This is a genomic window from Leptolyngbya sp. FACHB-1624 (genome assembly GCF_047649235.1).
Lineage (GTDB): Bacteria > Cyanobacteriota > Cyanobacteriia > Leptolyngbyales > Leptolyngbyaceae > Leptolyngbya > Leptolyngbya boryana.
Genome location: NZ_CP180258.1, coordinates 4,621,389 through 4,648,017 on the forward strand (window position 1 = coordinate 4,621,389; position 26,629 = coordinate 4,648,017).

Genomic DNA, 26,629 nt, shown 5'->3' on the forward strand with positions numbered 1-26,629 from the left:
CTTATGCAAAAAACTTTCTCCACTGATTCGGAGGGGGCGTGAGAAATTCATATGCACCCGCAGCTTTGCCAGTGGCAGTTAGCACAATGTCAAACGACAATGAAACGCGCACTTCATCGGTCTCGTTCATCGTGACTGCATGGCGTTGTTTTGCAGGAAAAATTATTAACCGTCCTTCTACAGGGGCATAAGCTGTATCCAGTTGATTCAGATAGTTATCCGCATCAACAATATCTGTATTTTCGCTTCCCAGACCTGGGCTAACTTCATTCACTCGCGCATCGTTGAAAAACACTAAACTGCCAGGATCAGACATTTCCCCAGTTGGAACTTTAATGTAGTAAACCGCACTCACATGCGCTGTATTGTGGCAATGCGCACCGACACCTTGATCGGGACGTGAAATGATCGGCCAAGCCCGCTGAATATAGAGATCAACTTTGCTTAAATCGACTCCCACTTCTTGTAAATACGTGGCGACATGCAACTCAACTTGTTTGACAATCCAGGAAAAAGCGGGATGAGTGTGAATCTGTTCGACTCCATGTAAATCGCCTGTCCACGCCATTTCAGGATAATTGCGAGGTTCGGCTCCCTGGTGCTCTAATTGCATAACTGCATCCAGCAATGCTTGTTGATGTTCTGAAGCATCGGGTAAGTCGTCATAGTAGATAGCAAGCGGGAACCAAGTTTCGATCGGCATTGGTGCATTTTCTCAAGATTTCAGCGATCGAGTTTAGCAGGTGTCGCACTCGATCGCGCTTTTGCAAAGAGTAAAGAGACAGTGCGATCGCGCTGCCCCTCCTGAAATCTTGCATGTAAGGTGAAATGAATTGGGAGATCGGCGCTCTCGTTTGCATCCCGCCCTGAACTGGAAGTTCGGGCTAACTGTGCGAAGTGGGTTGAAACCCACTGAAGAAGGGACTGCGATTGGCTGTTAGTCTAGTTCAGTGTCCCTATGGTGGATAGTATGGCGCACTAGCCAAGATGCCCCACTCCGAAATAGCCTGAAAGTACCAAAAACAAGCCAGGAGGACAGCATGAAAACCAGCTTGAACGCCACACAATTTCATCATACAAGGGGCAACAGGTTTATATCGGCATTGATGTCCATAAGCGGCGCTACGTGGTGGTCGTGCAGATCAACCAAACGGTCGTGAAGAAATGGCGTACGGCAGCCGTGCCTGAGGAACTAGCACAACAGTTGTTACGATTTTTTCCTGAAGCCACTCTCCACAGTGCCTACGAAGCCGGATTTTCTGGGTATGTGTTGCACCGTGTGTTGAAGTTGCACGGGATCGACAACATCGTTGTCCATGCAGCGGCGGTCGAAGTCTCAGCGCACAGTCGCGTTAAGACGGACAAACGCGATGCCCAGAAATTAGCGAGCCAGTTGGAAGCGTCCCGCTTGCGCGGCATCCGAGTGCCCACGCCAGAACAGGAACAGCGTCGCCTGCTGAGTCGAACGAGATCGCAACTGGTGCAGCAGCGCTCGGCGGTGCAGAATCAAATTCGCATGAAAGCGCATCAATTTGGCTTGATTGCCCCAGAAGACCGACGACAGATGAGCCACAAACTGGTGGCTGAGTTACTTGAGCGTTCCCCAGCAGAGGCGTTTCGCTTTGTCGTCGAGGTGCATTGGCAAGTCTGGGAATTCAAGTGATGGCGATCGCTTTGAGAAACTAGTGAGAAGAAGCTTTGTAGAACTTGGATTTCAAAACTCTCTAAACAATCTCAAAGCTAGCCTTGATCTAAATGCTGCTGGGGGTGTAGGAGGAATTGATATCTATTGCGAAGCTCCTTATCCCCTAGTAGGTGAGTGTAAAGCTAGCAAACACGAAAATTTACCAAATGGTGTTGCTGCCCAGCTCATTAATTTAGGTCACACTCATTTGGGGAAAGCTCAATTTGAGCGTTCAGTTAAAGTTTTATTTGTTGCTGGTCGATTAACTAATGCAGCCGAGAAAGCAGCAGTTGAAGGAGAAATGATGTTATGCGCCCTGAAACATTAGAACGATTAGTAACACTAAAGGCTCAATATCCTGGAGCAGTCAATCTATTTGAGCTAGAAGCTTGCTTTAATCCCCTTTTGGCGAAGACTCAAATGAAAAAATTAATAGATATCTCGATCGCATTCAAGAAGATATCGAAGTGCGAGCCAAAATTATTCAAGTCCTTCAAGCAAAAGCGCCACAACAGTTAAGTGTTGGATTCATCCAAGGACATTATGAAGCCTCGAATCCACCTCGATTACTGGATGAGAAGCAATTAAGAGACATTCTGATTGAGCTTTCTTCCCCGCTAACAGGATTTGTTGGACGCAAAGAGAGCGATCGCTTTTATTTTCTCCGTCCGTTTCAATGAACAGCAACTAAGCGATCGACCGTAATAAAATTCTTCTAGCACAAGCGAAGATACGATCGATATTCAGCTTCCTCCAAAAAATTAATCATTACCCCAGGTTGGATTGCGTTTGATCACAATTTCACGCTTGTCGATCATCGTCATCAACGCCGGTAAATCAGGAGAAGCTTTACTCGTGAGATTCAACTCTGCAACGGCTTGCTTACAAGTTTTACCTTCAGTCATTCGATAAGCAATTTCTTCGATCTCTGCCCAAGCCAAATCACTCTGCACAAACGCTTTTGCCATCACATTCAGCAGATTTTCCCACTGATTGCCCTCTGCCTTCGTCATCATCGTGTGAGGGATATTCAACTCACGATCGAATCTGTAATACCAAGTTTTCGGCTGACGGACTAATAGATTCTCAAACAAGACTGTGTGATCCGTATTGCTCACTGCCCGATCCGCATCAGTTGAAACGACAAACATTGGAGGAGCCGCTGCCGACTTCGACCGTTTTAGCACCTCACTCCCTAAATCGAGAAAGACTCTTAGATCTGGAAAAGTAAACCCTTTGTAGCCGATCGGCTCTCCAGGCTCATCACTCTGCCATTCAAAATAGGTATTGAACGTTTTGACAAATAGATCAATCACTTTGTTACTGCTACTAAGATAAGCAGCAAAAAGTAAAGCACGATCGATTTGACTCGCTTTTTCCAGAGCCAGCCACGCTGCAAGCGTCCCCCCACCCGACAATCCGCCCACCACAACTCTATCGCCTAGCCCCTGAGCCTGCCGGAACCACTCCAGCGCAAAATTCTTGTAAGTCTCTACATTCGTTGGCAACGGGGGTGGATTCTTGCCGTTCCAGTCGCCCGCCTGCCCATGCCCAGGCAATCGCGGAATGATCACGTTATAGCCCGCCTGGTAAAACACCCGCGCCATTGGTAAAAACTGATAAGGCGCAGCCGTAAAACCGTGAAAAAACAGACAGACTTTCGTCGTCGGAGCGGGATGTAAGAGAAACTGCGATCGACAGCCATCATTTTTTATCGGTAGTCGATCCTCCTGAAACTTCGTGCGCTGAGGCAGAGAATTTGCAGCGATCGAGTAACCGATTTGAGTAAAAAAGTTTCTAGGCATGGTGCAGACCAGTAAAGGCAGATAAATCCAGAGTGCCCGACTTTACGGCGCAAATTCTGAACCCACAATCATCGAACCCGTTCCCGTATCGGTAAAAATCTCCAATAGCAGCGAGTGCGGCATCCGTCCATCCACGATATGAGCAGCTTTCACACCTTGAGCCAGCGATCGCACACAGCAATTGACTTTCGGAATCATCCCGCCCGAAACAATGCCTTCATCGATCAGCTTTCTCGCCGTCTGAATATTCAATCGCGGAATCAAGGTCGATGGGTCTTTGTAATCGCGCAGAATTCCAGCAGTATCCGTCAGTAAAATCAGTTTCTCAGCTCCGAGGGCTGCTGCAATCTCCCCGGCGACAGTATCCGCATTGATATTGTATGCCTGCCCAAACTCATCCGCTGCCACACTGGACACCACCGGAATATGACCATTGTTCACCAGCGAATTAAGAATTTGAGGATTGACTCGGGTTACTTCTCCCACAAATCCAATCCCTTCCTCGTCAGCAGGACGCGCTTCAAATAGCCCCGCATCTTTGCCACACAGTCCAACCGCAGAACCGCCAGCCTGATTGATCAAAGACACAATCTCTTTATTGACGCGACCGACCAAGACCATTTCGACCACATCCATTGTTGCCGCATCGGTCACACGCAGTCCATTCTTAAACTGAGCTTCAATCCCTAATTTATTCAGCCAAGAATTGATTTCAGGGCCACCCCCGTGAACGAGAATCGGACGTAATCCGACACAAGCCATAAAGACAACATCCCGGATGACTTTCTCTTTGAGCGCGCCTTCTTTCATCGCGGCTCCGCCGTACTTCACAACGATCGTCCGTCCTGCAAATTGCTGAATATAGGGCAGAGCTTCGCTGAGAATGCGGACTCGGGTATCGGCGGTTTCAAACTGTTCGCTGTCTTGGAGCATAGAACTGATCTGTGGGGGTAATCGTGCGTGATTTAACGATCGCGCACTATAACACCTACAAATTGTTATCTAAATTACTCTTCTAGACAACTTAAGAATTTGTCCTAAAGCTCTCGCATCACTTGGGGTAAAAATGTGGGCGGAATTTGCGATAAGGCTTGCGTCTGCCCCTGAATCCCTTCACGCTCGTAGATGCCTTTGACGATTTGACTCAACTGCCCAACCGCACTCGGTTGGAAGTCCGGCTGCTCTTGCCAGCCTTGAGCCGCTCGAACCTGATGTTTGAGCGCATGATGCAGAAATTGCGATCGCTCTTTCGTCTCAAGGCTGGCACGTTGATCAGTCGCCATTTGATAGTAAGCCAGCCCAATATGATGATGCGTTGCCGACAGATCGAAGCTGAGGGTCGGCGCGTAAGAGAGATTTGCAGTTAAATATTGCACTGCACTCAGGGATTCTTGATACGCATCGATCGCGCAAAGCAGGTAGGTTGCCTGATCGTCATAATGCGTCGTGTCTTGATTTGCTAAGTGCCAGTAGGCAGTGCCGAGATTATTTTGAGTCGCGGCATAAGCGCTAGGAGCCGCCTCTAGGGTGCGATAAATCAGCGCCACTCGGTAAGCCCCGATCGCTAAGTGCAAAAAGTCTTCTGCCATCGCTAACTCTTGCACCGCTTGATCGCAGCGGGAAAGATTCCAATAGGCAGTCCCTAAATTGTTTTGCAGCATCGCGTAGTGCATCGGCTCACGCTCTGGAGTGTAATAGCGCAGGGCTTCGTTATATGCCAAGACAGCAGATTGCAGGTTAAACATGGGCATACGATGCTGCGCCAAGTTCCAATACGCGGTTCCTAAATTGTTTTGAGTCGCGGCGTAGCGAGCCGGATCAGTGTCAAAGGGGCGATGTTCAATCGAGGCTTTGTATGCCGCGATCGCATGTTGCAGATTTTCTTCGGGCGATCGCAGGCCTGCTAAGTCGCTGTAAACCGAACCGAGATTGTTCTGAATCATCGCATAGGTCTGCGGCTGAATCGCCGGATCAGTACGATCGATCGCGAATTGATAAGCTTTTAAGGCTTTCTCTAAATTCGTTTCGACAGCACCCTCTCCAGAGCGAGCTTTGATCCAATACAAATTGGCGATGTCATTGAGCAAATCGGGCACTTGCTCAGATTTCATGTCGATCAGTTTCAGGGTTTGCTCATAGGCGCGAATCACGATCGTTAAATCCCCAGAACTGGGACGCACCGGATCGAGGCGATCACGATACCAATCTCCGAGATCGCGATATAACTGAGCGATCGTCGCAGCTGAAGCCCGTTGTTGATGCAGATCTTCAATCTGCTGCAAGAATTGTAGCGGTTTCGCATTAGGATGATTCGTCTGCAAGATATCGCCAATCGATGCTTGATCCTCAAGATGGATCGTCTGCATGACTGAAGCCAGCACGAAATCTGAAAGTTCATTATCCAGCTTAATTTTGCGATGTCCGTTAGTTGGCGCAGTTGCAGGCGGCGGAATTTGTACCGAATTATCTCCGAACGGATCACCTTCAAACTCAAATAAACCCGTATGCCATTGCCAGAAGTTGGGCACAGTTTGCTGAATCGAGCGACACCAAGGACGCGTCAGCCAAAGAACCAGATTGAAGTCGAGTTTGGGCAGTTGCAGCGCGATCGCAGACAGCGAATCGAGAAATGTTCTTTGAATATGAACAGGCTGGCGCGTTAAGCGATCTATGCCCGTGATTTGATAATTGGGCATCCCCGCTTGGACATGCGCCAGAATATCAGGATTTTCTAAATCTAGGTCTAGACTGACGAGCGAAGTGGCAGGAGTCTCTTGAGCAAGCTCAGCCTGAAGCTGTGTAGCCAATTGACTACGTAAGGCAGCATCATCACAAACGACCATCAGAATTTGACGGCGCAAATTTAGACTTAACGCCATCCGTAGGCGCAGATAGATCTGTTGGTTCAGACTGGGAACAGCCTGAGAGACGATCTCGTTCACAGGAATATCTTGAGCGAGGGGGTGACGATCAATGACAGACATCAGCATTTCAAGAATCGCTTGTCAAGCGCAGTATAGACGAGATGATATTAAATCTCTTCGTCGAATCTGACCGATGTTCAGGATGAAACTGAGGTTTACGTAAATTTATGGATTGTCCCAAGAAAAATCCTACGAAAAAACCAGGTTACCTACTAAGGTAAGCGACCTGGTTCGTTTAAATCTACTGTAGAGCGAATTTTTGTTTAGGAAACGGCAGCGGCGACAGCAACCAATCCACCAATCAAGACTACGGCAGCGATTCCAAGAAAAATGTAATTGCGTTTCTGATTTTGGGTCGGCGGTTCGGCTTCGTACATTTTCGGCTCGATCGCAAAATTATTCAGCAATCCACTCTCTTCTTTGACATATCGCATGGGTCAATTTCCCCTTAGTGTTTTGTTAACTTTAGCAAAGTTATGGTAAATGCCATATACCTTCAGCAGGAAGATTTAATATTCGTTACGAGAGTTAATTCTGACTGCGCGTCAGCCCATTTTGCAGCTGAAACCAGACAGCGCAATGGTTACAATCATTCAGCGCAGTCGCAACGCCGCTTACGATCGTTCAAGCCATGCCCGCATTTTCCCTGGATTTAATAAGCCATATGGATCGACTTGCTCTTTGAATTGCAGTTGTGCGAGATCCACCATTTTCATCCCGCCATCTTCAATTAAATAGGTGTGCGGATTAAAAATAAATGCGCCTTTCGATTCGTGATCTCGAATGATGTCGTTCAGGCGCTCCTCGGTTGTATAGCGAACCAATTGCAACGAAGCGGGGCGGGCTTTGCCTCCATATCTGAGAAATTCCAGATGAAACATGACTTCATCCCCGTAGTGGTGATACATTTCCTCAAGCAAAGACAAGTTCTTGTCGTCGGGGAAGAGGGTTTGTAGATAAGTAATCGTCGGATCGACGCTGCGCGCATGTAGGGTTGTATGGTTCCAAGTATATTCAGCCAGGGCAATCCCTTTTCCTGCTTCTTGAGCCGGTTTTTGATACGTGATTTCGCCGGAAAATTCTTTGACGAATTCGGCAAGTGGCTCTAAACAAGTCTCAGAAATCATTAACAAAGCAGCGTGTTTTCCGGCAGGAATATAACTTTTCAGTGCAGCAAAGTATTGAGGAATCGGATCGGGACAAATGCAGACCAGCTTTTTGATCATGCCGTCTGCATCACTGAGCGCTTGCCCAAACCGCGCCGCACTCATAAAATCGGGAAAATTGACGATAATTTCTGACCAGGGATAAGCCGGAGCCAAGGGAATTTCTAATTCGGTGATAATCCCATTCGTTCCATAAGCATGAGCGACTTTGTAAACGTCATCGCCGCGTAGTTCAAGAATCCGCGGCTCGTCTTCCATCGTGACTACTCGAACGGCAAGGAGATTGCCACGATCGCGTAATTGCCCATACGTAACTGAGCCAATGCCCCCGCTGCCGCCGCCAATGAATCCACCGATCGTCGCAGTTCGATACGTCGAGGGAGCCATGCGAATTTCCCAGCCGATTTCGCGGGTTTGCTTATCTAATGCAGCGAGTTTTGCACCCGCTTCGACACGCACCACGCCAGGTTTCATCCACTTGACTGCTGTCATTTTCGTAATATCGAGGATCACCCCGCCTTCGAGTGGAATGCATTGCCCATAGTTACCCGTTCCGGCTCCCCGCACAGTCAAAGGTACTTTGTGCCGCACACAGGCTTGAGCAATTTTGAGTACTTCCGCTTCATTTACCGGACGAACAACCGCATCGCCAAATTTGTCCTGCAATTGCGGTTGTAAGACAGGGCTAAAGTGGTAGTAATCGTGAGAGAGCTTTGCAACTTGGGTTGCGTCGGTAATGATATCAAGTCCAACTAAATCGCTGAGAACCGATGCGATCGCATTCGGAGTCGTGGTGGTCATCGCCAAATTCCTGAATTATCTGCTGTTTCGACTATAAAGGGATTTTGCAGGGAAATTCGTATGAGACAATCCATTTTGGAGTTTGGATGACGAGAGATTTGCCAGTAGAGCAGTTCAGACAAATAGGGTAAAAAAGATTTGGTATACAGAAATCATCTGAAGGCAAAGCTTTGAGAGCTCTATATACGCGAAAGCCTAAGCTTCAGAGAAAAGTAGTTGATTGATTAAATCAGGACTGTTTCGGGACAGTTCAAGGGATGTTCTAGTAGCATTGTTCGTTCTGCTTTATGAGATCAACAGCACTGGTCAAGATTACTATCTACCCTTCACTTCCTCGCCCATTTTTAGCAACAGAGAGAAGCCGTACAACTTTGAGCAGAACTGTTGTCGATCGCAATTTGCCAAGCTCCGATGAATTAGACCCAAATGACTGTCATCGAACCAATGAATCGCCGCTGCATCTCCCTCAATTCAGTCAATCCCAAAGCGATTTGGAAGCAACAGGGCTAGCACTACTTCTACCGCATCGCCCCCATTGTATTTTTCCAAGCTAGCTCTCGACAAAGCACAATCAACGCCCGTTCTTCTGCTCCCTTAAAAAGTTGCTTCTCAATCAGCTCCTCTAAAACCTGATGCGTCAACTGAGTCGAAAACGTGCCCCCACAGTTCAGCAAATGGCTGTAGTAACAAAACTGCGATCGACCTTCTTCATTCAGATGAAAGTGATAAATCTCCTCCCACGTCATCCTCCGCACTGGCGTATTCACCGGAACCACAACGCGCGGAATTCCTTGAACCCCATACGGTTTACCCGAACGCGTATTCAATTCCCCCACTAAAACCGTCCACAACAACGTTCGGACTTCCTGAACTTGGTCAGGCGTAAACATAGGATCAGGCTCACTCGTCAAGCGAATGCCCGTATTGAGAAATAGCGGATTAAAGAGCTGAGAATTGTAGACGATCCCGACTGCCCAATGGCGATCGTCTTCCAATTTGACAAATGTGCCAAAGCCGTAATCATCGGGAGAAGGCGCATCGATAAAATCCAGGCTATCGTCCACCTGCACCACATAATCGCAGTGTGAATTCGATTTAACAATCTTTCCTAATCGCATGATCGACTCCTCAAGCATTCACAGGCATTTTACCGCTATGCGAGTTTTTGTACTACAAACTTGATTGTTTTTAGCTTTCGCCTCCCCAGTCTCCACATCAGTACGATAAGATAAATTCCTGCTTGTATACGCCACCACAAAACCATCATGAGTACTGGAACACTGTTCGATAAAGTTTGGGACTTACATACGGTCGGAATTTTACCGTCGGGTCAAACTCAGCTTTTTATCGGACTCCATCTCATTCATGAAGTGACCAGTCCTCAAGCATTTTCAATGCTGCGAGAACGCGGTTTATCCGTTTTATTCCCTGATCGCACCGTTGCCACCGTTGATCACATCATCCCAACCGACAACTTAGCGCGCCCCTTCGCCGATTCGATGGCAGAAGAAATGTTGCAGGAGCTTGAAAAAAATACTTCTGCTAACAATATTCGCTTCTATCCAGTCGGTTCTGGCAGGCAGGGAATTGTACATGTGATTGCACCGGAGCAGGGATTCACGCAACCTGGAATGACGATCGCATGTGGAGATAGCCATACTTCGACACATGGAGCATTCGGCGCGATCGCATTTGGGATCGGAACCAGTCAAGTCCGCGACGTGCTAGCTTCTCAAACCTTGGCGTTGTCCAAACTGAAAGTCAGAAAAATCGAAGTCAACGGCAAGCTCAATCCTGGCGTGTTTGCCAAAGATGTCATCTTGCACATCATTCGTAAACTTGGGGTGAAAGGCGGCGTGGGCTACGCTTACGAATTCGCTGGAACCACGTTCGAGCAAATGAGCATGGAGGAGCGCATGACCGTTTGCAATATGTCGATCGAAGGAGGCGCACGATGCGGATATGTCAATCCGGATCAAGTTACCTATGACTATCTCAACGGTCGAGATTTCGCACCCAAAGGCGAAGCATGGGATCAAGCGATCGAATGGTGGAATAGTCTCCGTAGCGATGCCGATGCTGTTTTCGATGATGTTGTAGTTTTCGACGCGGCTGACATTGCTCCAACTGTAACTTGGGGTATCACACCGGGGCAGGGAATTGGCATTAGCGATCCCGTTCCTACTCCAGATACGATGCCCGAAGATGAACGAGCGATCGCGCTTGAAGCTTATCAATATATGGACTTGAAGCCGGGTGAACCGCTGCAAGGAACCAAAGTCGATGTCTGCTTTATTGGAAGCTGTACAAACGGGCGTATTTCTGACCTGCGAGAAGCGGCAAAAGTTGCTCAAGGGCGACAAGTTGCAGCAGGCGTAAAGGCTTTTGTTGTGCCGGGATCAGAGCGGGTAAAAGTTCAAGCTGAGAAAGAAGGACTCGATCGTATTTTCGTCGAAGCTGGATTCGAGTGGCGTGAACCCGGTTGCTCAATGTGTCTAGCAATGAATCCCGACAAGCTAGAAGGTCGGCAACTCAGCGCATCTTCTTCTAATCGTAACTTCAAAGGTCGGCAGGGATCAGCATCCGGTCGCACTTTACTCATGAGTCCTGCAATGGTCGTTGCAGCAGCAGTCACAGGCAAAGTGACCGATGTACGTGAGTTGATGTAGCGTGGCAAATGAACGCGACTGGCAGCAGGATAAGCTGTTGAGCCGTGGCGAGATTGCTAAACTAAAGCAATCAGGAATTGACGTTCACGAACTCAAAGGTGGGCGAGGTGCAAGTAAGCTTGACCTCTACAAAGATGAAGTAGGTAACATCTATATCAAGCGCAAAGGTGGACTTGATATAGGCGAGCCAACAGGATTGAACATCAATGATTTCTGATTGCTTTTGTTTGGAGGAATCAAAATGGACTCTGAAGTGTATGTGGAATTCAGCTTGACAGGAATCGATTTGAACCCTGAAGATATCACGTCGAAAGTTGGAATTGAGCCAACAAAAACGTGGCTTAAAGATGAGTTGATTTCTCCAAAAGGGCAGATTCGGTATAAGCAGAACGGCTGGAAATTACGATCGCACTTAGAAGCTTCAGACGATTTAGACGAACATTTCCGAGTCATTCTGCAACAACTCCGACAAGGCTGGCAACCTCTGATTGAACTTTGCTCAGTTTACGAAGCTGAATTTTGTGGAGTGATTTATACATCTGGAGAGCGTCCAGCAATTCACTTCGATCGAGAACTGCTCAAGGCTGTTTTACAACTGAATGCAGAAATCGATGTCGATCTTTACGTATTGCCAGATCATGATGCTGAACTCAATGCGACCCAACGAAATCATTCAACGGAAATGAACCAAGCCTCGGAAGCGTCAATAGTAGCGGCATCAAATGAATTAAAGTCGCTGCACAGAGGAGCATAAATCTTACATCCCTACAATGAACTATAAACAGCAAGTTGCTGATTTCTACAATTCGAGAGCTAACTATGATAATGACCTCACTCACAGTCGCGCAGTCCGTTTACTCAACTACACTCAATTGCATCCAGATTATTCTGTCTTAGATGTTGCGACTGGAACAGGTAGCATTGCGATCGCTGCTGCCAAACAGGTCAAATCTGTTGTCGGTATCGACATTGCCACAGAGCTTCTCAAAATCGCCCAACAAAAAATTACCGCAGAACAACTGACTAACATTCAACTGCTTGAAATTGATGTCGAAGCTTACCAATCTGAACCAGAGCAATTTGATGCCATCTACTGTTCGTTTGCGATCGTGCTTTTTCCCAACATCTCCAAAATTTTGCAAAACTGGTATTACTTTCTCAAACCTAATGGCTTCATTGCTTTTAGCTGCTCCTCTGAGAACTCCTACCTTGTAGATACGATCGTAGAATCCTGTGCCGCTCATGGTGTCACCCTGCCAAACCTGCATTACTTGCTTGGAACCCCTGAGCGAATTCAGAACTTACTCGGATCGATCGGCTTTCATTCCATCGAAATCCATCCACACCAGCTTGGAAAATATCTGACAGTCGAACAAGCCCAAAGCCGATGGAGCGGAAAATTCTGGCTGCACATTGATAATCCGCTACCTCAAGTAGACCCAGCAATCCTTGAGCAAATTAAAGCAAGTTACGATCGTGCGATCGCATCACTCGCCACCGATCAAGGTATTTGGCACGAAGAACTGATCTACTACGTGATCGCTAACCGCGCTTGAACTCTCAACTTCAGAGCGTTATGTCAAGACATCAGGTTGCAACACTGGAATTTCGATCACAAACTGTGTCCCCGTTCCAAACGTTGAATCATAGTAAAGCCTACCTCTGTGCCGCTCCGCAATGATTTGATAGCTAATTGAAAGTCCTAACCCGGTTCCTTTTCCAACAGGTTTCGTCGTAAAAAACGGATTAAACAAAGAAGACCGTACACTTTCTGGAACGCCTTGCCCATTGTCCGCAATCATAATTTTGACGAAGTTTTTCTCAGTCACCTCCGTCCGGATGCGAATCGTACTCGGATTCTTCTCAATCTCCTCATAGGTTCGATCGTGATTCACCTCTTCTAACGCATCGATCGCATTACTCAACAGATTCATGACGACCTGATTGAGTTGCCCTGCGTAGCATTCAACCAGTGGCAAATCACCGTATTCCCTAGTAATTTGAATCGCTGGATGCTTTGTCGTAGCTTGTAACCGATGGCGTAAAATCAGCAGCGTATTCTCAATCCCTTCATGCACATCGACTGCTTTGTATTCAGCTTCATCTAATCGGGAGAAGTTGCGAAGCGACAAAACAATTTCCCGAATCCGGTTCGTCCCAACTTGCATCGATTGCAAAAGCTTTGTCAGATCTTCAGTCAGAAACGGCAGATCAATCTCATCTAACTGATCCTGAATCACAGCAGGGGGATTCGGAAAAGTCTGCTGATAAGTTTCAACCAAAGTGAGCAAGTCTTGCGTAGAAGTTTTGACGTAGGAGAGATTACCGTGAATGAAATTCACGGGATTGTTGATCTCATGCGCTACTCCTGCCACCATTTGTCCCAATGCAGACATCTTTTCGTTCTGCACCATATGTAACTGAGCATTTTGTAAATCTTGCAGAGTCGATTCTAACTTCTCAGTTTTGATCGAAAGTTCTGCCTGAGTTTTCTCGGAAATTTCTCTCGCCTCATCAATGGCTAAAACCTGCGGTAAGCTACTCCAACAGGCGATCGCAACTCCCAAGAATGCCACCACGAGTAGCACCAAAATCAGCAGAGAAGACTGAATGCTTGCTGCTACATTATCTAATGTTGATCTCACCCACCAGCTAATACTCGTCGTCATAGCAATGATGACCAGGAGCGAAATCACCTGAGTTGAGAGGAAATCTGTTTGTTCCGAAAGCAATTTGGGTTGATAGAGCCGAAACCACCATTCAGACTGAAATGGAGCAAACTTAACTTGCTGCATTCCCCAACTGAGCAATCGAACGATGAAAGGAAGCGACAGCCCGAGAAGTAAATCTTGCCAACTCCAAGCCATTCCACCGACAATCAGTGCCGTGACTTCAATGCACAAGAAAAAGAGCGATGCTTTTGCCCAAAGAGACTCTGGACTCTTACGCTGATGCCACATTCCCAGATGGAACGCGATCATCGCAATCAGATAGCCCGTGCCTGTGATCATGATGATTCGATCGACATTTCCCCAGACCAGGCATATCAAGCTAAACAGCAGAGTTAGAGAAAGTGCAGGTGCAAATACTCCTCGCTGTGAAACGACCCCAAAAACTGGAGCAATATAGCGATCGCGTGCCAACTGATAGAGAATTCGAGACGTATTAGAAACAGCAGTCGCAGAACTCAGCAAAGCGCCACTTGCAATTAACATCGTCACCAGCAATGGAGCCGCATCTCCCCAAAAAGGTTGCGCCGAATTCACTAAAACCAGAAAGGTCGAGGTGGCATCAGTAGGACTGAGACGATTGATAATCCAAGAGCCAGCGATGTAGACAAGCGGTAATAAAACAGCAGCACCTGCAATAAAATTCAAGGTCGATCGAGGACGCTGACTATCTGCGACAAATGAAGATCCCGTTTCAGCCCCATAGACGGCATACACTGCCATGAAATACCATTTCATCCAACCTTCCAGCGAAAAGCTTGCACTTTGCATCGGCACGATCGTTGAGTTGTGCGCGAAGAAGGTTAGCCAACTGAATCCAAACACACAAAAAGCAATGATCAGTCCGATCGCAGGCAGCACAAAAAACGAGTGCAGGATACTCAAAGCTCTCGTTCCGCTGAACGCAAGGATGTAGGGCAGTAACGTAAAGAGAACTCTGAAGAAAGTCGTTGGGATGTGAATTGAGATGGGATCGAGATTTGTCTGAATCAAATCCGTCAAAATCATCGCATTCATCGGAGGAATGGAAACCCATCCAAGCCAGTAACCGATTGCGCTATATTGAGCGATCGCTGGATACGCCTTTAATAATCGAGTCGTATAGTTCGGCGTTCCACCTGAAACATCAGGATAGATTTGCCCCAGATGCCGCACTTGCAGATTTAACATCACTCCTGCAATTGTACTGATGATCCAGACTGAGAGAGCTTGTATCCCAAGCGCTCCATGCATCGCTGGCGCAGTTCCTAACCAAAGCAGCACTCCCCCTAAACTGAATCCCAAAGTTTCAAACGAGGTTAACGTTCTTGGCAGAATCGGAGGCAAGATCGAACCAGGATTCGCTGAAATTGGCTCAAACTTCCACCGAGAAAAAGATTCGGAACTGAATATCATAGAGGGCTTTTAGGCTGCAATCTTTCTCCTCCAAGCATTCCCAACTCACCGCTCATAATCGATGGAAAACTTAACATTTCCTCAGAGAAAACTAAAATCAGTCCCCATCAGGTTGAGCGATTTTGGGTTCTGATCAGGTGTATTGATTTGTATGAAGTCTAGACCCTCAAAACAAAACATCTGGCGCTGAATCAACTGCACCAGATGTTGATGAATTAGCGGTTAGCCCTAAGCTTCGACAGCTTCCGCTTTCGGTTCTTCTTGTTTCACGGTCAAATAGCGAATCACTTCGTTACTCAAGCGCATTGCTCGTTCCATTTGAGCAATCGGGCTTCCATCTGACTTAAAATTCATTTGGATATAAACACCTTCGCGCTGTCTTTCAATTTCGTAAGCCAAGCGACGCTTACCCCGATGCTGAGTTTCGATGATCTCCGCACCGTTTTCCTTCAAGATCGATTGATACTTCTCGATCGCTTGATCGACTGCTTCATCCCCGATGTCAGGACGCAAAATATACATCGTTTCGTACAACTGGCTCATGAAATCGACTCCTTATGGTCTAAATGGCTCTTTCGAGTGATCAGCATCGCCCAACAATCAGACAAAAATCGCTTGATTTAGGTTGGGAAACCCCAATAATGAAAGGGCAAGGAATTACAATTCTATACCAGTTTCTGAATGATTCGTCGCGCTCTATTCCCCGGTCTAGCAAAATACGATTAATTTCTTATGGCACAGCGTTATGTCCGCGTTCAAACCCCTGACGACAAAATCTATTACGGCTTACTGCAAATCGATCGCACTGTTCAAGTTTTAGACGCTCCCCCTTGGCATCGAGGACAACTGACAGAGCATCGACTAAATGCCGCTGAATATCGGCTGCTTGCCCCCTGTGCGCCCTCGAAAATTATTGCAGTCGGCAAAAACTACGCCAGTCATGCCGCTGAAATGGGAACCCCTGTGCCCCAAGAGCCGCTTTTATTCCTCAAACCCACCACCACCATCATTCCGTTGGACGCTGAGATTTTGTATCCACCGCAATCTGAGCGAGTCGATTATGAAGGAGAATTAGCGCTAGTGATTGGCGATCGCACAAAAGACTGCACCCCTCAACAAGCCCACAGTAAAATTTGGGGATATACGATCGCAAACGATGTCACTGCCCGAGATCTACAAAAAAAAGATGGGCAGTGGACGCGAGCCAAAGGCTTCGATACGTTCTGCCCCTTAGGTCCTTGGATTGTCAGAGACATTAATCCCGATGCGCGCATCCAAACTTTTTTGAATGAAGCCCCCGTTCAATCTGATTCGATCGGAAATATGGTGTTTTCACCGGATTTCCTAGTCTCCTACATTAGCCAAGTGATGACCCTACTCCCTGGAGATGTGATTTTAACGGGCACTCCTGAAGGTGTGGGAGCCATGCAGATTGGCAATCGAGTTCGGGTTGAAATCGAAGGCATCGGCTTCTTAGAAAATACGGTTGGCGAACGCTTACCCGTTCGCCAAGCCCAATTACAGGATTAGCGCACCTGCATATAGACGGCATCTGAGATCGTGGGAATTTCTGCATAACGTCCCAATGCAGATTGCACGATCGAATACCCGACTGCCACAATCATCCCTAAAAAGACAGCGTTGAATAGCGTTTGCGTCAACAAGCCCATACCAAAAATAGGGGATAGTGCAAATTGCCAGATAATGCTGACCAAACTCAATAAAATTCCAAACAGAATCGCTTGCATGGTATTGAATCGGATAAAGTGCGGCACATTTTCGTTGCGCACCACCAGTAGGAACAGCGCAAAGAACACAATTAACGGAATGAATCCGGTGTAAATCGAGAGGAGTGGAGCCAGCGGCAAGGCAACGATCGCAACCAGTGGACTGAGAAACGAGTCCGTCGCCAGCAAGATCCGCCCAACGAAGCCCACTACATCTAATAAGGGTAAGAGATACACTAGACAAGCAAAAATGCGATCAGACACCGTTGTAGAGCCGCGCCACGTCATAACTCAGTTCTCCTCGTTCGTATTCAGATGAATTGGGATACGCCCAGAATAGCGCACTTCCACCTTATTCAATATTTGCCACCCGAAATCCCATCTGGCACTCAAACTGATCTGGGGTCTTTTCCCCCAGTTTCAAAATTGCCTGCCCGCAACGCAGTTGACCCTGCCGCCATCTGGGTTGTCCACTTTGATCTGCCATTAAGCAGTTCTGGCAAACTTGCTGGGGTGAAAGGAGTTGTTCGCCCGCTAGGATGACTAACATCGCGCCTCCAAAAGAATGATTAAATCACACACTTCATGAATCTTCAGATCGCATTCAAAGCGCTCTACACTTGACCCTTGAGCCTATTTTAGAACAAGCTTTTTGAAAAGTAAGGTAATTCTGATACAGCTTAACTGTCAGATACGATTCACTGCTTTGACATATTTTTCAAACCAAATCGGTTCACTCTTGAATTGCAGTTCGATCGCTTGAATAAAATCGCTGAATTCTGCAATCAAATCTGGATTACGCCAGCCTTTTCTTGTTTCTTCTGCAATGATTCTCAACGCTTCTTCAGGTGAAAATGCTTTTTTATAGGGGCGTTCGCTGGTCAGCGCATCATAAATATCAAGGATTTGAAACACTTGTGCCAAAAAAGGAATGTCATCGCCTTTCAAGGCATCCGGATAGCCAGACCCATCCCAACGTTCATGATGATGCCGAATGATCGGGACAACGCCGCGCATGGTTCGCAGCGGTTGACAGATTTTTTCGCCGATCAGGACATGCTGTTTCATAATCTGAAACTCTTCAGGAGTGAGTCGTCCTGTTTTCAGCAGCACAGCATCGGGGATGCCTACTTTGCCGATATCGTGCAAATATCCACCCCACATCAAGTCGCGAATTTGCGATCGCGTTAATCCCAAAAATTCACCGAATGCTTTTCCCAGCATCACCAGTCTTTCACAGTGATCTCCAGTATTTGGATCGCGACTTTCAACGGTTCTCGCAATTGAGAACAACACTTTTTCTGCGTGATCTAAATCTTCATTCAGGCGTTTCTGATGCACGAGCGATTTGACTCGTGCCGAGAGTTCTAATTGATCAAAGGGTTTGGTCAAGAAGTCGTCGCCCCCGGCTTCGATGCCGCGGAGCCGCGATCGGCGATCGTCTAATGCTGTAATAAAGACGACTGGCGTTAAACGAGTGAGTTCATCTTCTTTGAGGCGACGGCACACTTCATACCCATCCATGCCTGGCATCATCACATCGAGCAAAATCAGGTCAGGATTCGTTTGCTGAAGTTGTGCAAGTGCAGTCGCGCCGCTTTCTGCTTCAATGACATCGTAGCCTTCTACAGAAAGCAAAGCTACAGCGGTCATCCGGCTCGAAGGATGATCGTCTACTACCAAGATGGTGGGTCGCTCCAAGTCTAGGTCATTCACACGGGAAACGCCTAAGTCACTGAACAATAGGAGGCAAAACTAAATTGCCTTTTCCAGTATGGTCACGCAACCGAGGAAATTGATCAGCGCGGGGATGGAGAATCACAATCGCTAGCATTCAGCGTGATGATCGTCACTTCGGGAGGACAGAACAATCGACCTGGAAAGTAAGTTCCTAATCCACGATTGACATAAAGTCGATTCTTGCCAATGTGATGCAGTCCTTTGACCCATTCCCAATGTTTCATAACTCGGTAACAGGCAGCGAGAACTGGAATTCTGTACTTGATTTTCTTGGGAAGGATGCGATAGAGATAGGCGCAAAAGGCTGAAATATTGACAATGCCTGGAATGATGATTTGCCCACCGTGGCTATGTCCTGAAAGTTGCAGATCGACTCGCCATTTTTGTAGGGATTCGGCGCAGTCGGGATTGTGAGCGAGCACAATGCGCGGCAAGTCGGCAGGAAGTTGATCCATGACTTCGCTAGATTGTTTGTAGGCAGGCGACCAAAAGTCTGCGAGTCCAACTAGGGCAAGTTCTGATCCAACCGGATAAACGATTTCATTCCAGAGAATTTGAATATGAATGTTGGCTAGAGCATCAATGATAATTTGCTGACTATCGCGGCGATATAAGTCGTGATTGCCCAAAATGCCATAAATTCCTGATCTAGCTTTTAACTGTTTCAAATAATGGACAAGTTCATAAATCGGCTGCGGATCATCAGTCACAAAGTCGCCTGTGATGACGATGAAATCGGCTGCGGCTTGATTGGTAATCTCGATCGCTTGATTCAGAATTTTTTCAGATAATCGCTCTCCGTCAAAGTGCAGGTCAGAGAGTTGAACGAGTGTTATCCCATGCAGGTGAGGGGGAAGGTTGTCGATCGTGAAATTTAGGGTTTCGACCTTAAGCGACTGGGTGAATAGGGGCTGCATATCATCTGGCTATAGCGCGCTCCTAGCTTAACAATTCTGAACCGATGTCAGCGGTGAAGCCTTCATGAACGCTTTAAGAAAATTTGGTGAGCAGTCCTAAGAGTTTTCGGCTAGTGGGAGTGAGCAGTTTTCGGCGGTAGGCATCTGCGGCTTTTTTGATCATTTCGGCTTGAGTGGGATAAGGATGAATGACGGTAGATAAGGTGTTGAGTCCGCGTTTCCCGACGATCGCGGTTGTGATTTCGCTGATCATTTCTCCGGCATGACGCGCGACGATCGTGGCTCCAAGAATTTCGTCTGATCCTGTTCGATGCAGTAATTTGATGAAGCCGTTGGTTTCTCCATCGGCAATCGCACGATCGACCTTATCTAAGGTGATTTTAATCAGTTCAGCGTCATCGCTTTCGTAGATCCCGACATGCGCAATTTCGGGATCGGTGTAAGTGACCCAAGGCATGGTCAAACTGCTGAGTTTCGATCGACCAAACCCAAACGGTGAAAACAAAGCGTTTTTAATCACAATCCGCGCCGCAGCATCTGCCGCATGTGTGTATTTCCAATCCATACAGATGTCACCTGCTGCATAGATGCGCGGATTGGTCGTTTGCAGAAGTCGTTGACTTTGACACCTTTGCGATCGTAGTTCACCCCCACCGCTTCCAGATTCAATCCTTCTACATTCGGGGCACGACCTGCACCCACAAGAATTTCATCGACGACAAAGCTCTCGCCGTTTGCATCGATCACTTTCCCTTCAGTAGAAGATCTAACTTGATCAATGTTGCAATTCAAGATCACGCGAATGCCTTCTTTGAGAAAAACTTGCTGAAGCAGTTCGGCAGCGTCAGGATCTTCTCGATCGAGTAACCGAGCATGTTTATGAAATAGCATCACTTCACAGCCTAAGCGCTGAAAGGTCTGTGCCAATTCACAGCCAATTGCACCGCCGCCAATCACAGCCAAGCGACGAGGACGATCGGTTAATGAAAAAACTGTTTCATTCGTCAAATATCCTGCTTCTGCTAATCCTGAAATTTTAGGGTCACGCGCCCGTGCTCCAGTCGCAATCACGGCTTTTTTGAAGTTGAGAACGCGATCGCTCACTTGAATGCGATCGCGATCCAAAAAGCTCGCTTCACCCAGAAAGACATCCACGCCTAATTTCTTAAATCGATCGGCTGAATCATTTTCACTGATGCCTGCTCGCAATTGACGCATTCGTTCCATCACAGCCGGAAAATCGACTTCAATCGTATCCGGAGGAATCACACCAAACGATCGAGCATCTCGCATCTCAGCCACGACTCTCGACGATCGAATCATGCATTTAGACGGAACACAGCCGACATTCAAGCAATCTCCGCCCATTAAATATTTTTCGATCAGCGCCACTTTCAGTCCGATCCCCAGTCCGGCGGCTCCTGCTGCAACGACTAAACCTGCCGTTCCTGCGCCTAGAACCACCAAATCATAGCGATCGCTCGGTTGCGGATTCACCCAATCCGGCGGATGCACCCGCGAAACCAAGAGTTGATTGTGAACATCATCAGGAGAAATCAGGCTCATGAATCTTCGACCCCGCTATCTTGCAACGCTTTTCGCGCAATTCGTGTCACATAGACTGTTACGACTACTGTAGCGATTAGCCCAACGATTCGAAGTCCCCATTGCGCTAGTTGTGCTTCTGAACTCAAGGGTGCTTTGCCTAATGTTGCTAAATTTCCGGCAAGCGAGCCGATGTAGACATACATGATGATGCCTGGAATCATACCGAGACAGCCGATCGCATAATCTTTTAATGAAACTTGGGTCACACCAAACGCATAATTTAATAACGTGAATGGAAATACGGGAGACAATCGGGTAAGGATAACAATTTTCAATCCTTCTTTTGCAACTGCTTGGTCGATCGCTTTCCACTTCGCATTCGCTTCAATGCGTCGAGATACCCAATCTCTAGCAACATATCGCCCAACTAGGAAAGCTGCGATCGCGCCTAAAGTCGCCCCAATTGCTACATAAAGTGAACCAAGAAAAAGTCCATAGACAAGCCCTGCCCCTAGCGTGAGCAGCGTTCCCGGAATCCAGAGAACAGCAGCGCACATATAGAGCAGGATGAACACGATCGCGCCTGTCGCGCCAAGATTTTGAATCCAAGTCAGGGCATCTTGTAGCATTTACTAAAAAGTAGCATTGACTAAAAAATAGAGTGCTGAAATTAAAGTAACGTGAATCTCGTATCGAGGAGCAGCTTGCATCCGATGTAAGAATTTGTAATAAAAACGCTCATCAAAACGGATTACCTTAACAAATAGCGCAACATGATGATTTCTACGGTCACCATTAAGTTCTTGATTCAAAGCCTTACACAGCAATGGATACAAGCCCTTAAGCTAAAACTTGGGATCATCTGTAAAATGACACGTCAGCAGATCACTTAAATTTACAGTGTTGGGAAGTTTAGAATGAGCAGTAATTTAGCAACAAAACTTCGCGAAGGAACCAAGAAAGCTCACACGATGGCGGAAAACACCGGATTCATCGCGTGCTTTTTGAAAGGAACGGTTGAGAAAGAATCTTATCGCAAGCTCGTTGCAAACTTTTACTTTGTCTATTCGGCAATGGAAGAAGAGATGCGCCGACACAAAGATCATCCGATCTTGTCGAAAATCTACTTCCCAGAGCTTGAACGGAAAGAAACGCTAGAACAGGATCTTGCTTACTACTTCGGTAAGAACTGGCGCGATCAAGTCGCTCCATCGGATGCCACTCAGTCCTATGTCGCTCGAATTCATCAAGTCGGACAAAGCAATCCTGAGTTGCTGATTGCTCACTCTTACACGCGCTATATTGGCGACTTGTCGGGTGGTCAAATCCTCAAGAAAATTGCTCAAAACGGCATGAATCTCACAGAAGGCGAAGGCACGAGCTTCTATGAGTTCAAACATATCTCTGATGAGAAAGCCTTCAAGAAAGAGTATCGGGCACGTTTGGATTCGATGGATATTGATGAAGCAACTGCTGATCGAATTGTCGAAGAAGCAAACGATGCGTTTGGCATGAACATGCACATGTTCAAAGAGCTAGAAGGCAACCTGATCAAAGCAATTGGACAAGCATTGTTCAATGCGTTGACCCGCAGACGCGCACGCGGCAGCACAGAGTTGGCAACGGCTGAATAGGCTGAATAATTCGAGTCTTGAGATTAAATTCTCATTTTTTGAATCCTGGAGGCTTGGTGAAGAAACCCATCAAGTTTTCAGGATTCGTTGTTGGAATTGGTATGATTAGCGCGATCGTGAAAGATTCCGCGTGATGCGAGAAGTCGGGATTTTGCAAACATCCAACTTCTGAGAATCTAAGCTTTAGACTAAATGGACTGAATTTATGGCTGCGAAGATTCCGGTTACTGTCATTACTGGCTTTTTAGGAAGTGGAAAGACTACGCTGATTCGTCACCTGTTACAAAATAATCAGGGACGGCGAATTGCTGTGTTGGTGAATGAGTTCGGGGAAATGGGCATTGATGGCGAACTTCTGAAATCTTGCCAGGTTTGCCCCGAAGACGAGACGAGTAATGAGACGAGTAATATTGTCGAATTGACGAACGGTTGCCTCTGCTGCACAGTGCAAGAAGAGTTTTTGCCCACGATGTTGGAATTGCTCAAGCGCAGAGACAGTTTAGACTCGATCGTGATTGAAACCTCTGGCTTAGCTTTACCAAAACCGTTGATCAAAGCATTTCGCTGGCATGAGATTCGTAATGCAGCTACAGTCGATGGTGTGATCACCGTTGTCGATTGCGAAGCGGTTTCAACCGGAACGCTTGCGGCGGATTTGCAAGCGGTCGAAGCACAGCGACAAGCCGATCCCAATCTTGACCACGAAACGCCGCTGCAAGAATTGTTTGAAGATCAGCTAGCTTGCGCTGATTTAGTGATTTTAAATAAGACGGATCTCGTAGACCGTGAGGCTCAGGAGAATGTGCGATCGCTCGTCGAGCAGGAGCTTCCAAGAGCTGTCAAAATTGTGGAAAATGGGCGGGCAGGAGAGCTTGATCCAAACTTGCTTCTAGGGTTCAATGCGGCGGTAGAAGATCATTTAGAAGCGCGTCCGAGTCATCACGATACAGAAGAAGAACACGACCATGACGATGAGATTAACTCGACTCATTTAATTTTGGATCAAGCCTTTGATCCGGAACAGTTGCGATCGCGTTTAGAAAAACTCGTCCAGGAGCAGGAGATTTATCGAGTCAAAGGGTTCGTGGCAGTGCCAAATAAACCGATGCGGCTCGTCATGCAGGGGGTGGGTTCCAGGTTTGAGCATTTCTACGATCGACCGTGGCGATCTGATGAACTGAGACAAACTCGACTGGTCTTTATTGGTAAAGATCTCGATTCGACTCAATTAATCTCGAAGCTTGCTTAGACGACCATTTCGCCGCATTCATCGACTAAATAGCACAATGCTCGGAATCTTAGACCGACAAATTGGTCATACAGGGGATTCAATTTGCACATGGGGGGGATATGCGCGATCGTGCGTCCAAACAGCTTGATATCGCGTTCAAACGGGCATTGTGCTGGAATCAGCTTGCAGACGAAGTGAGCAGCTCTACGATCGTGGATTTGAATCGAGTCGAACCAGTTGCGGAGTGGTTGTAGGAAATCGAACTTTTGAGGTGGGCGAGCGATCAAGTTGGAGTCGAAATGGGTTTCAGACATAATTGACCTTCCAGACAAACGAGAGAGAGTAGCCATCAACAGAGAGAAGAAGAGAAGAACTTGTGTTTTCTCACTTACAAGATACACAAGCAGTCTTAGATTTCCGTGAACTTCAGAAGAGAGTTAGTTGAAGTGTTGATGAATTAACTCAGTGAATCAATTCTGCTTATTTCAGCTTCAACATACCCATATCTATGTATGAATCTCTCAACCTATGCATTAGATTTCGATCCGATTTTCTATCTCTTTTCTTTCAAGATATTCTTAATTAAAGCGATCCCCGAAAGCAGCGCACAGCATCCAACAGGGTAGTTTTTTCTTCACCCCCAAGCAAAAGTACTCCTGTTGGTATTCATCCTTAGACATAAACATAGGGCTACAGCATCAACTGTGCAAATTCGTATTTTTTATTACTATCTTCAATTCTCATAATCAATAGATTTTCTTAAGATTAAAATGCTCGAATTCTTATCAATCAATTTGATAGATTGAATACATTTCCTAGGGCTGTCTATGACTTCAACCTTATCTGAGCAAATCCAGCAGTTTTACGATGCGTCCTCTGGCTTATGGGAGCAAGTTTGGGGCGAGCACATGCATCACGGCTATTACGGCGCAGACGGCAAGACCCAAAAGGAGCGCAGACAGGCACAGATTGATCTGATCGAAGAATTACTGACGTGGGCGGGGATCACAAAAGCAGAGAAAATCCTGGATGTCGGATGCGGCATCGGAGGAAGTTCGCTCTATTTGGCTGAAAAATTTGGAGCGGAAGCAACGGGAATCACCCTGAGTCCAGTGCAGGCAAATCGGGCAAAAGAACGATCGAGAGTGGCTCAGATTTCCGCCAATTTTCAAGTCGCTGATGCGCTGAATATGCCCTTCGAGGATAATTCCTTTGATTTAGTGTGGTCGCTGGAAAGCGGCGAACACATGCCGGATAAGCAGAAATTCTTAGCCGAATGCTATCGAGTGCTTAAACCGGGTGGGACGTTTATTATGGCAACTTGGTGTCATCGTCCGACGGATCAAGTGCCGCTGACGATCGACGATCGCAAACGGTTAGCTGAGATTTATCGCGTGTATTGCTTGCCGTATGTGATCTCATTGCCGGAATACACCGCGATCGCGCAAAAGATTGGACTGCAAGACATCCAAACCGCAGACTGGTCAACGGCTGTGGCTCCATTTTGGAATGTCGTGATCGATTCCGCTTTTACGCCTGGTGCAATTTTTGGCTTGCTTACATCGGGCTGGACAACCATTCAAGCCGCGCTCTCGCTGGGATCAATGCAGCAAGGGTACAAACGCGGATTAATTAAATTTGGCTTGCTTTGCGGCAAGAAAGTTTAGAACCACGGTAGGGTTTAGGGGTCAAGATTCCAGAAAGTTATGAGTCGAACTTCTTACAAATCATCCAACAAGTCATCGAATAAATCATCGAATCTCGTTCAACGCTATGCCCCTTGGCTCTATGCTTTCTGGAAATTCTCGCGCCCTCATACAGTGATTGGAACGTCATTAAGTGTGTTGGGGCTATATCTGATCGTGCTTGCTGGCAATCGCGAATTATTGCTGCATCCGACCTTGTTGATCGCGCCTCTGATTGCCTGTCTGTGTGGCAATGTCTACATTGTGGGGTTGAACCAACTTGAAGATATCGAGATCGATCGCATTAATAAGCCGCATCTTCCCTTAGCTTCGGGCGAATTCTCAGTTCAGCAAGGGCGACTGCTGGTGGTACTGACAGGAATCATCGCGATCGCAGTTGCCGCGTCCCAGAGTCCTTATTTGTTCGGAATGGTTGGGCTGAGTTTAGCGATCGGCACACTCTACTCTTTGCCGCCTGTGCGATTGAAGCGATTTCCGTTTTGGGCATCGCTGTGCATCTTTACGGTCAGAGGCATGATCGTGAATTTGGGATTGTTCTTGCATTTCAATCAGGGCTTTCCCATTCCCGCGAAAGTTTGGGCGTTGACCATCTTTATTTTGGTGTTTACGTTTGCGATCGCAATTTTCAAAGATATGCCAGATACAGAAGGCGATCGACGATACAACATTCGCACATTGACCTTGAGACTGGGACAGCGCCCGGTGTTCAATTTATCGCGGGCAGTTTTGACCGGGTGTTATCTATCGATTGTGGCGATCGCGCCTTTTTTACCGGGTGTCAATGCGCCTTTTTTGATGGTGAGCCATCTGATAGTATTAGCAACCTTGTGGTTTCGCAGCTACAAAATCGATCTACACGACAAAGTAGAAGTCGCTCGCTTTTATCAAGTCATTTGGAAGCTGTTTTTCTTAGAATATTTGATTTTTCCAGCCGCTTGTTTTCTAGGTTAAGC

29 protein-coding genes are annotated in these 26,629 nt (G+C 47.0%); 12 read left to right on the forward strand and 17 right to left on the reverse strand.

The window, feature by feature from the left end:
* Position 1 precedes the first annotated feature (1 nt).
* The gene (locus tag ACMUEV_RS21855; protein ID WP_017287113.1) at positions 2-703 is read right to left on the reverse strand and encodes a TIGR02466 family protein; all 702 of its coding nucleotides are present in this window, start codon (positions 701-703) and stop codon (positions 2-4) included.
* 399 nt (positions 704-1,102) lie between these two features.
* Here ACMUEV_RS21855 and ACMUEV_RS21860 point away from each other — a divergent pair, with 399 nt between their 5' ends.
* From ACMUEV_RS21860 to ACMUEV_RS21870, 3 genes are all read left to right on the forward strand, one after another.
* Positions 1,103-1,663, forward strand: a complete 561-nt coding sequence (locus ACMUEV_RS21860; protein ID WP_347277585.1) for an IS110 family transposase — start codon at positions 1,103-1,105, stop codon at positions 1,661-1,663.
* Positions 1,664-1,685: 22 nt separating this feature from the next.
* Positions 1,686-2,012: a hypothetical protein gene (locus ACMUEV_RS21865; RefSeq protein ID WP_190647301.1), complete on the forward strand. Its 327-nt coding sequence runs from the start codon at positions 1,686-1,688 to the stop codon at positions 2,010-2,012.
* 139 nt (positions 2,013-2,151) lie between these two features.
* The gene (locus ACMUEV_RS21870; RefSeq protein WP_190647303.1) at positions 2,152-2,364 is read left to right on the forward strand and encodes a hypothetical protein; all 213 of its coding nucleotides are present in this window, start codon (positions 2,152-2,154) and stop codon (positions 2,362-2,364) included.
* An 81-nt stretch (positions 2,365-2,445) separates the two neighbouring features.
* Here the strand turns inward: ACMUEV_RS21870 and ACMUEV_RS21875 are convergent, their stop codons facing one another.
* The 6 genes from ACMUEV_RS21875 to ACMUEV_RS21900 all read right to left on the reverse strand — a co-directional run bounded on the left by ACMUEV_RS21875 (position 2,446) and on the right by ACMUEV_RS21900 (position 9,498).
* A complete protein-coding gene (locus tag ACMUEV_RS21875) occupies positions 2,446-3,489 on the reverse strand; it encodes an alpha/beta hydrolase (RefSeq protein WP_017287110.1) in 1,044 nt (347 codons plus the stop codon).
* A 42-nt stretch (positions 3,490-3,531) separates the two neighbouring features.
* Complete coding sequence (argB, locus tag ACMUEV_RS21880) at positions 3,532-4,422, reverse strand: acetylglutamate kinase (protein ID WP_017287109.1); 891 nt, start codon at positions 4,420-4,422, stop codon at positions 3,532-3,534.
* 104 nt (positions 4,423-4,526) lie between these two features.
* Complete coding sequence (locus ACMUEV_RS21885) at positions 4,527-6,473, reverse strand: tetratricopeptide repeat protein (protein ID WP_190647305.1); 1,947 nt, start codon at positions 6,471-6,473, stop codon at positions 4,527-4,529.
* Between the two features lie 203 nt (positions 6,474-6,676).
* Positions 6,677-6,847, reverse strand: coding sequence for a photosystem II assembly protein Psb34 (psb34, locus tag ACMUEV_RS21890; RefSeq protein WP_017287107.1), 171 nt, complete (start codon positions 6,845-6,847; stop codon positions 6,677-6,679).
* Positions 6,848-7,027: 180 nt separating this feature from the next.
* Positions 7,028-8,380: an FAD-binding oxidoreductase gene (locus tag ACMUEV_RS21895; RefSeq protein ID WP_190647307.1), complete on the reverse strand. Its 1,353-nt coding sequence runs from the start codon at positions 8,378-8,380 to the stop codon at positions 7,028-7,030.
* Between the two features lie 518 nt (positions 8,381-8,898).
* On the reverse strand, positions 8,899-9,498 hold the full coding sequence (locus ACMUEV_RS21900) for a hypothetical protein (protein WP_026148500.1): 600 nt from the start codon (positions 9,496-9,498) through the stop codon (positions 8,899-8,901).
* A 147-nt stretch (positions 9,499-9,645) separates the two neighbouring features.
* Here ACMUEV_RS21900 and leuC point away from each other — a divergent pair, with 147 nt between their 5' ends.
* Genes leuC through ACMUEV_RS21920 form a run of 4 tightly spaced genes read left to right on the forward strand, consistent with a single transcriptional unit; the run spans position 9,646 to position 12,605 of the window.
* A complete protein-coding gene (gene leuC, locus ACMUEV_RS21905) occupies positions 9,646-11,049 on the forward strand; it encodes a 3-isopropylmalate dehydratase large subunit (protein WP_017287103.1) in 1,404 nt (467 codons plus the stop codon).
* Between the two features lies 1 nt (position 11,050).
* Positions 11,051-11,266 (forward strand): polymorphic toxin type 33 domain-containing protein, encoded by a 216-nt coding sequence (locus ACMUEV_RS21910; RefSeq protein ID WP_190647308.1) that lies wholly within the window; start codon positions 11,051-11,053, stop codon positions 11,264-11,266.
* 24 nt (positions 11,267-11,290) lie between these two features.
* Entirely contained in the window at positions 11,291-11,803 is a 513-nt protein-coding gene (locus ACMUEV_RS21915; protein WP_190647310.1) for a DUF4279 domain-containing protein, read from the forward strand.
* Between the two features lie 16 nt (positions 11,804-11,819).
* Positions 11,820-12,605, forward strand: a complete 786-nt coding sequence (locus tag ACMUEV_RS21920; RefSeq protein WP_190647311.1) for a class I SAM-dependent methyltransferase — start codon at positions 11,820-11,822, stop codon at positions 12,603-12,605.
* Between the two features lie 18 nt (positions 12,606-12,623).
* On the opposite strand, the gene ACMUEV_RS21925 is transcribed toward ACMUEV_RS21920, so the two are convergent.
* Together ACMUEV_RS21925 and rpsF are read right to left on the reverse strand one after the other, a co-directional pair.
* Positions 12,624-15,173 carry an amino acid permease gene (locus ACMUEV_RS21925; RefSeq protein ID WP_190647313.1) on the reverse strand — a complete coding sequence of 850 codons (2,550 nt, stop codon included), beginning with the start codon at positions 15,171-15,173 and terminating at the stop codon, positions 12,624-12,626.
* Positions 15,174-15,401: 228 nt separating this feature from the next.
* Positions 15,402-15,716, reverse strand: a complete 315-nt coding sequence (gene rpsF / locus ACMUEV_RS21930) for a 30S ribosomal protein S6 (protein WP_017287098.1) — start codon at positions 15,714-15,716, stop codon at positions 15,402-15,404.
* Positions 15,717-15,905: 189 nt separating this feature from the next.
* On the opposite strand from rpsF, the gene ACMUEV_RS21935 reads away from it, so the two are divergent.
* The gene (locus ACMUEV_RS21935) at positions 15,906-16,703 is read left to right on the forward strand and encodes a fumarylacetoacetate hydrolase family protein (protein WP_190647315.1); all 798 of its coding nucleotides are present in this window, start codon (positions 15,906-15,908) and stop codon (positions 16,701-16,703) included.
* Here the strand turns inward: ACMUEV_RS21935 and ACMUEV_RS21940 are convergent.
* From ACMUEV_RS21940 to ACMUEV_RS21970, 7 genes are all read right to left on the reverse strand, one after another.
* Positions 16,700-17,188, reverse strand: a complete 489-nt coding sequence (locus ACMUEV_RS21940) for a Tic20 family protein (protein ID WP_017287096.1) — start codon at positions 17,186-17,188, stop codon at positions 16,700-16,702. The genes ACMUEV_RS21935 and ACMUEV_RS21940 overlap by 4 nt on opposite strands.
* A 64-nt stretch (positions 17,189-17,252) precedes the next feature.
* Complete coding sequence (locus ACMUEV_RS21945) at positions 17,253-17,450, reverse strand: hypothetical protein (RefSeq protein ID WP_017287095.1); 198 nt, start codon at positions 17,448-17,450, stop codon at positions 17,253-17,255.
* A 137-nt stretch (positions 17,451-17,587) separates the two neighbouring features.
* Complete coding sequence (locus tag ACMUEV_RS21950) at positions 17,588-18,616, reverse strand: two-component system response regulator (RefSeq protein WP_051077780.1); 1,029 nt, start codon at positions 18,614-18,616, stop codon at positions 17,588-17,590.
* 83 nt (positions 18,617-18,699) lie between these two features.
* The gene (locus ACMUEV_RS21955) at positions 18,700-19,557 is read right to left on the reverse strand and encodes a metallophosphoesterase (RefSeq protein ID WP_190647317.1); all 858 of its coding nucleotides are present in this window, start codon (positions 19,555-19,557) and stop codon (positions 18,700-18,702) included.
* A gap of 73 nt (positions 19,558-19,630) precedes the next feature.
* Entirely contained in the window at positions 19,631-20,122 is a 492-nt protein-coding gene (locus tag ACMUEV_RS21960; protein ID WP_242044210.1) for a hypothetical protein, read from the reverse strand.
* Positions 20,074-21,123: an FAD-dependent oxidoreductase gene (locus ACMUEV_RS21965; RefSeq protein WP_242044211.1), complete on the reverse strand. Its 1,050-nt coding sequence runs from the start codon at positions 21,121-21,123 to the stop codon at positions 20,074-20,076. Before ACMUEV_RS21965 ends, ACMUEV_RS21960 begins: the two co-directional genes overlap by 49 nt.
* Positions 21,120-21,734: a TVP38/TMEM64 family protein gene (locus ACMUEV_RS21970; protein WP_190647319.1), complete on the reverse strand. Its 615-nt coding sequence runs from the start codon at positions 21,732-21,734 to the stop codon at positions 21,120-21,122. Before ACMUEV_RS21970 ends, ACMUEV_RS21965 begins: the two co-directional genes overlap by 4 nt.
* Positions 21,735-22,022: 288 nt before the next feature.
* Here ACMUEV_RS21970 and ACMUEV_RS21975 point away from each other — a divergent pair, with 288 nt between their 5' ends.
* Together ACMUEV_RS21975 and cobW are read left to right on the forward strand one after the other, a co-directional pair.
* Positions 22,023-22,739 (forward strand): heme oxygenase (biliverdin-producing), encoded by a 717-nt coding sequence (locus ACMUEV_RS21975; protein WP_190647320.1) that lies wholly within the window; start codon positions 22,023-22,025, stop codon positions 22,737-22,739.
* Between the two features lie 205 nt (positions 22,740-22,944).
* On the forward strand, positions 22,945-23,988 hold the full coding sequence (gene cobW / locus ACMUEV_RS21980; protein ID WP_190647322.1) for a cobalamin biosynthesis protein CobW: 1,044 nt from the start codon (positions 22,945-22,947) through the stop codon (positions 23,986-23,988).
* Here the strand turns inward: cobW and ACMUEV_RS21985 are convergent.
* Complete coding sequence (locus tag ACMUEV_RS21985; RefSeq protein ID WP_017287086.1) at positions 23,985-24,284, reverse strand: Mo-dependent nitrogenase C-terminal domain-containing protein; 300 nt, start codon at positions 24,282-24,284, stop codon at positions 23,985-23,987. The genes cobW and ACMUEV_RS21985 overlap by 4 nt on opposite strands.
* 513 nt (positions 24,285-24,797) lie before the next feature.
* Between ACMUEV_RS21985 and ACMUEV_RS21990 the strand changes: the two genes are divergently transcribed.
* Together ACMUEV_RS21990 and ACMUEV_RS21995 are read left to right on the forward strand one after the other, a co-directional pair.
* Complete coding sequence (locus tag ACMUEV_RS21990) at positions 24,798-25,637, forward strand: methyltransferase domain-containing protein (RefSeq protein WP_190647324.1); 840 nt, start codon at positions 24,798-24,800, stop codon at positions 25,635-25,637.
* A gap of 39 nt (positions 25,638-25,676) precedes the next feature.
* A complete protein-coding gene (locus ACMUEV_RS21995) occupies positions 25,677-26,627 on the forward strand; it encodes a homogentisate phytyltransferase (RefSeq protein WP_190647326.1) in 951 nt (316 codons plus the stop codon).
* Positions 26,628-26,629: the final 2 nt, after the last annotated feature.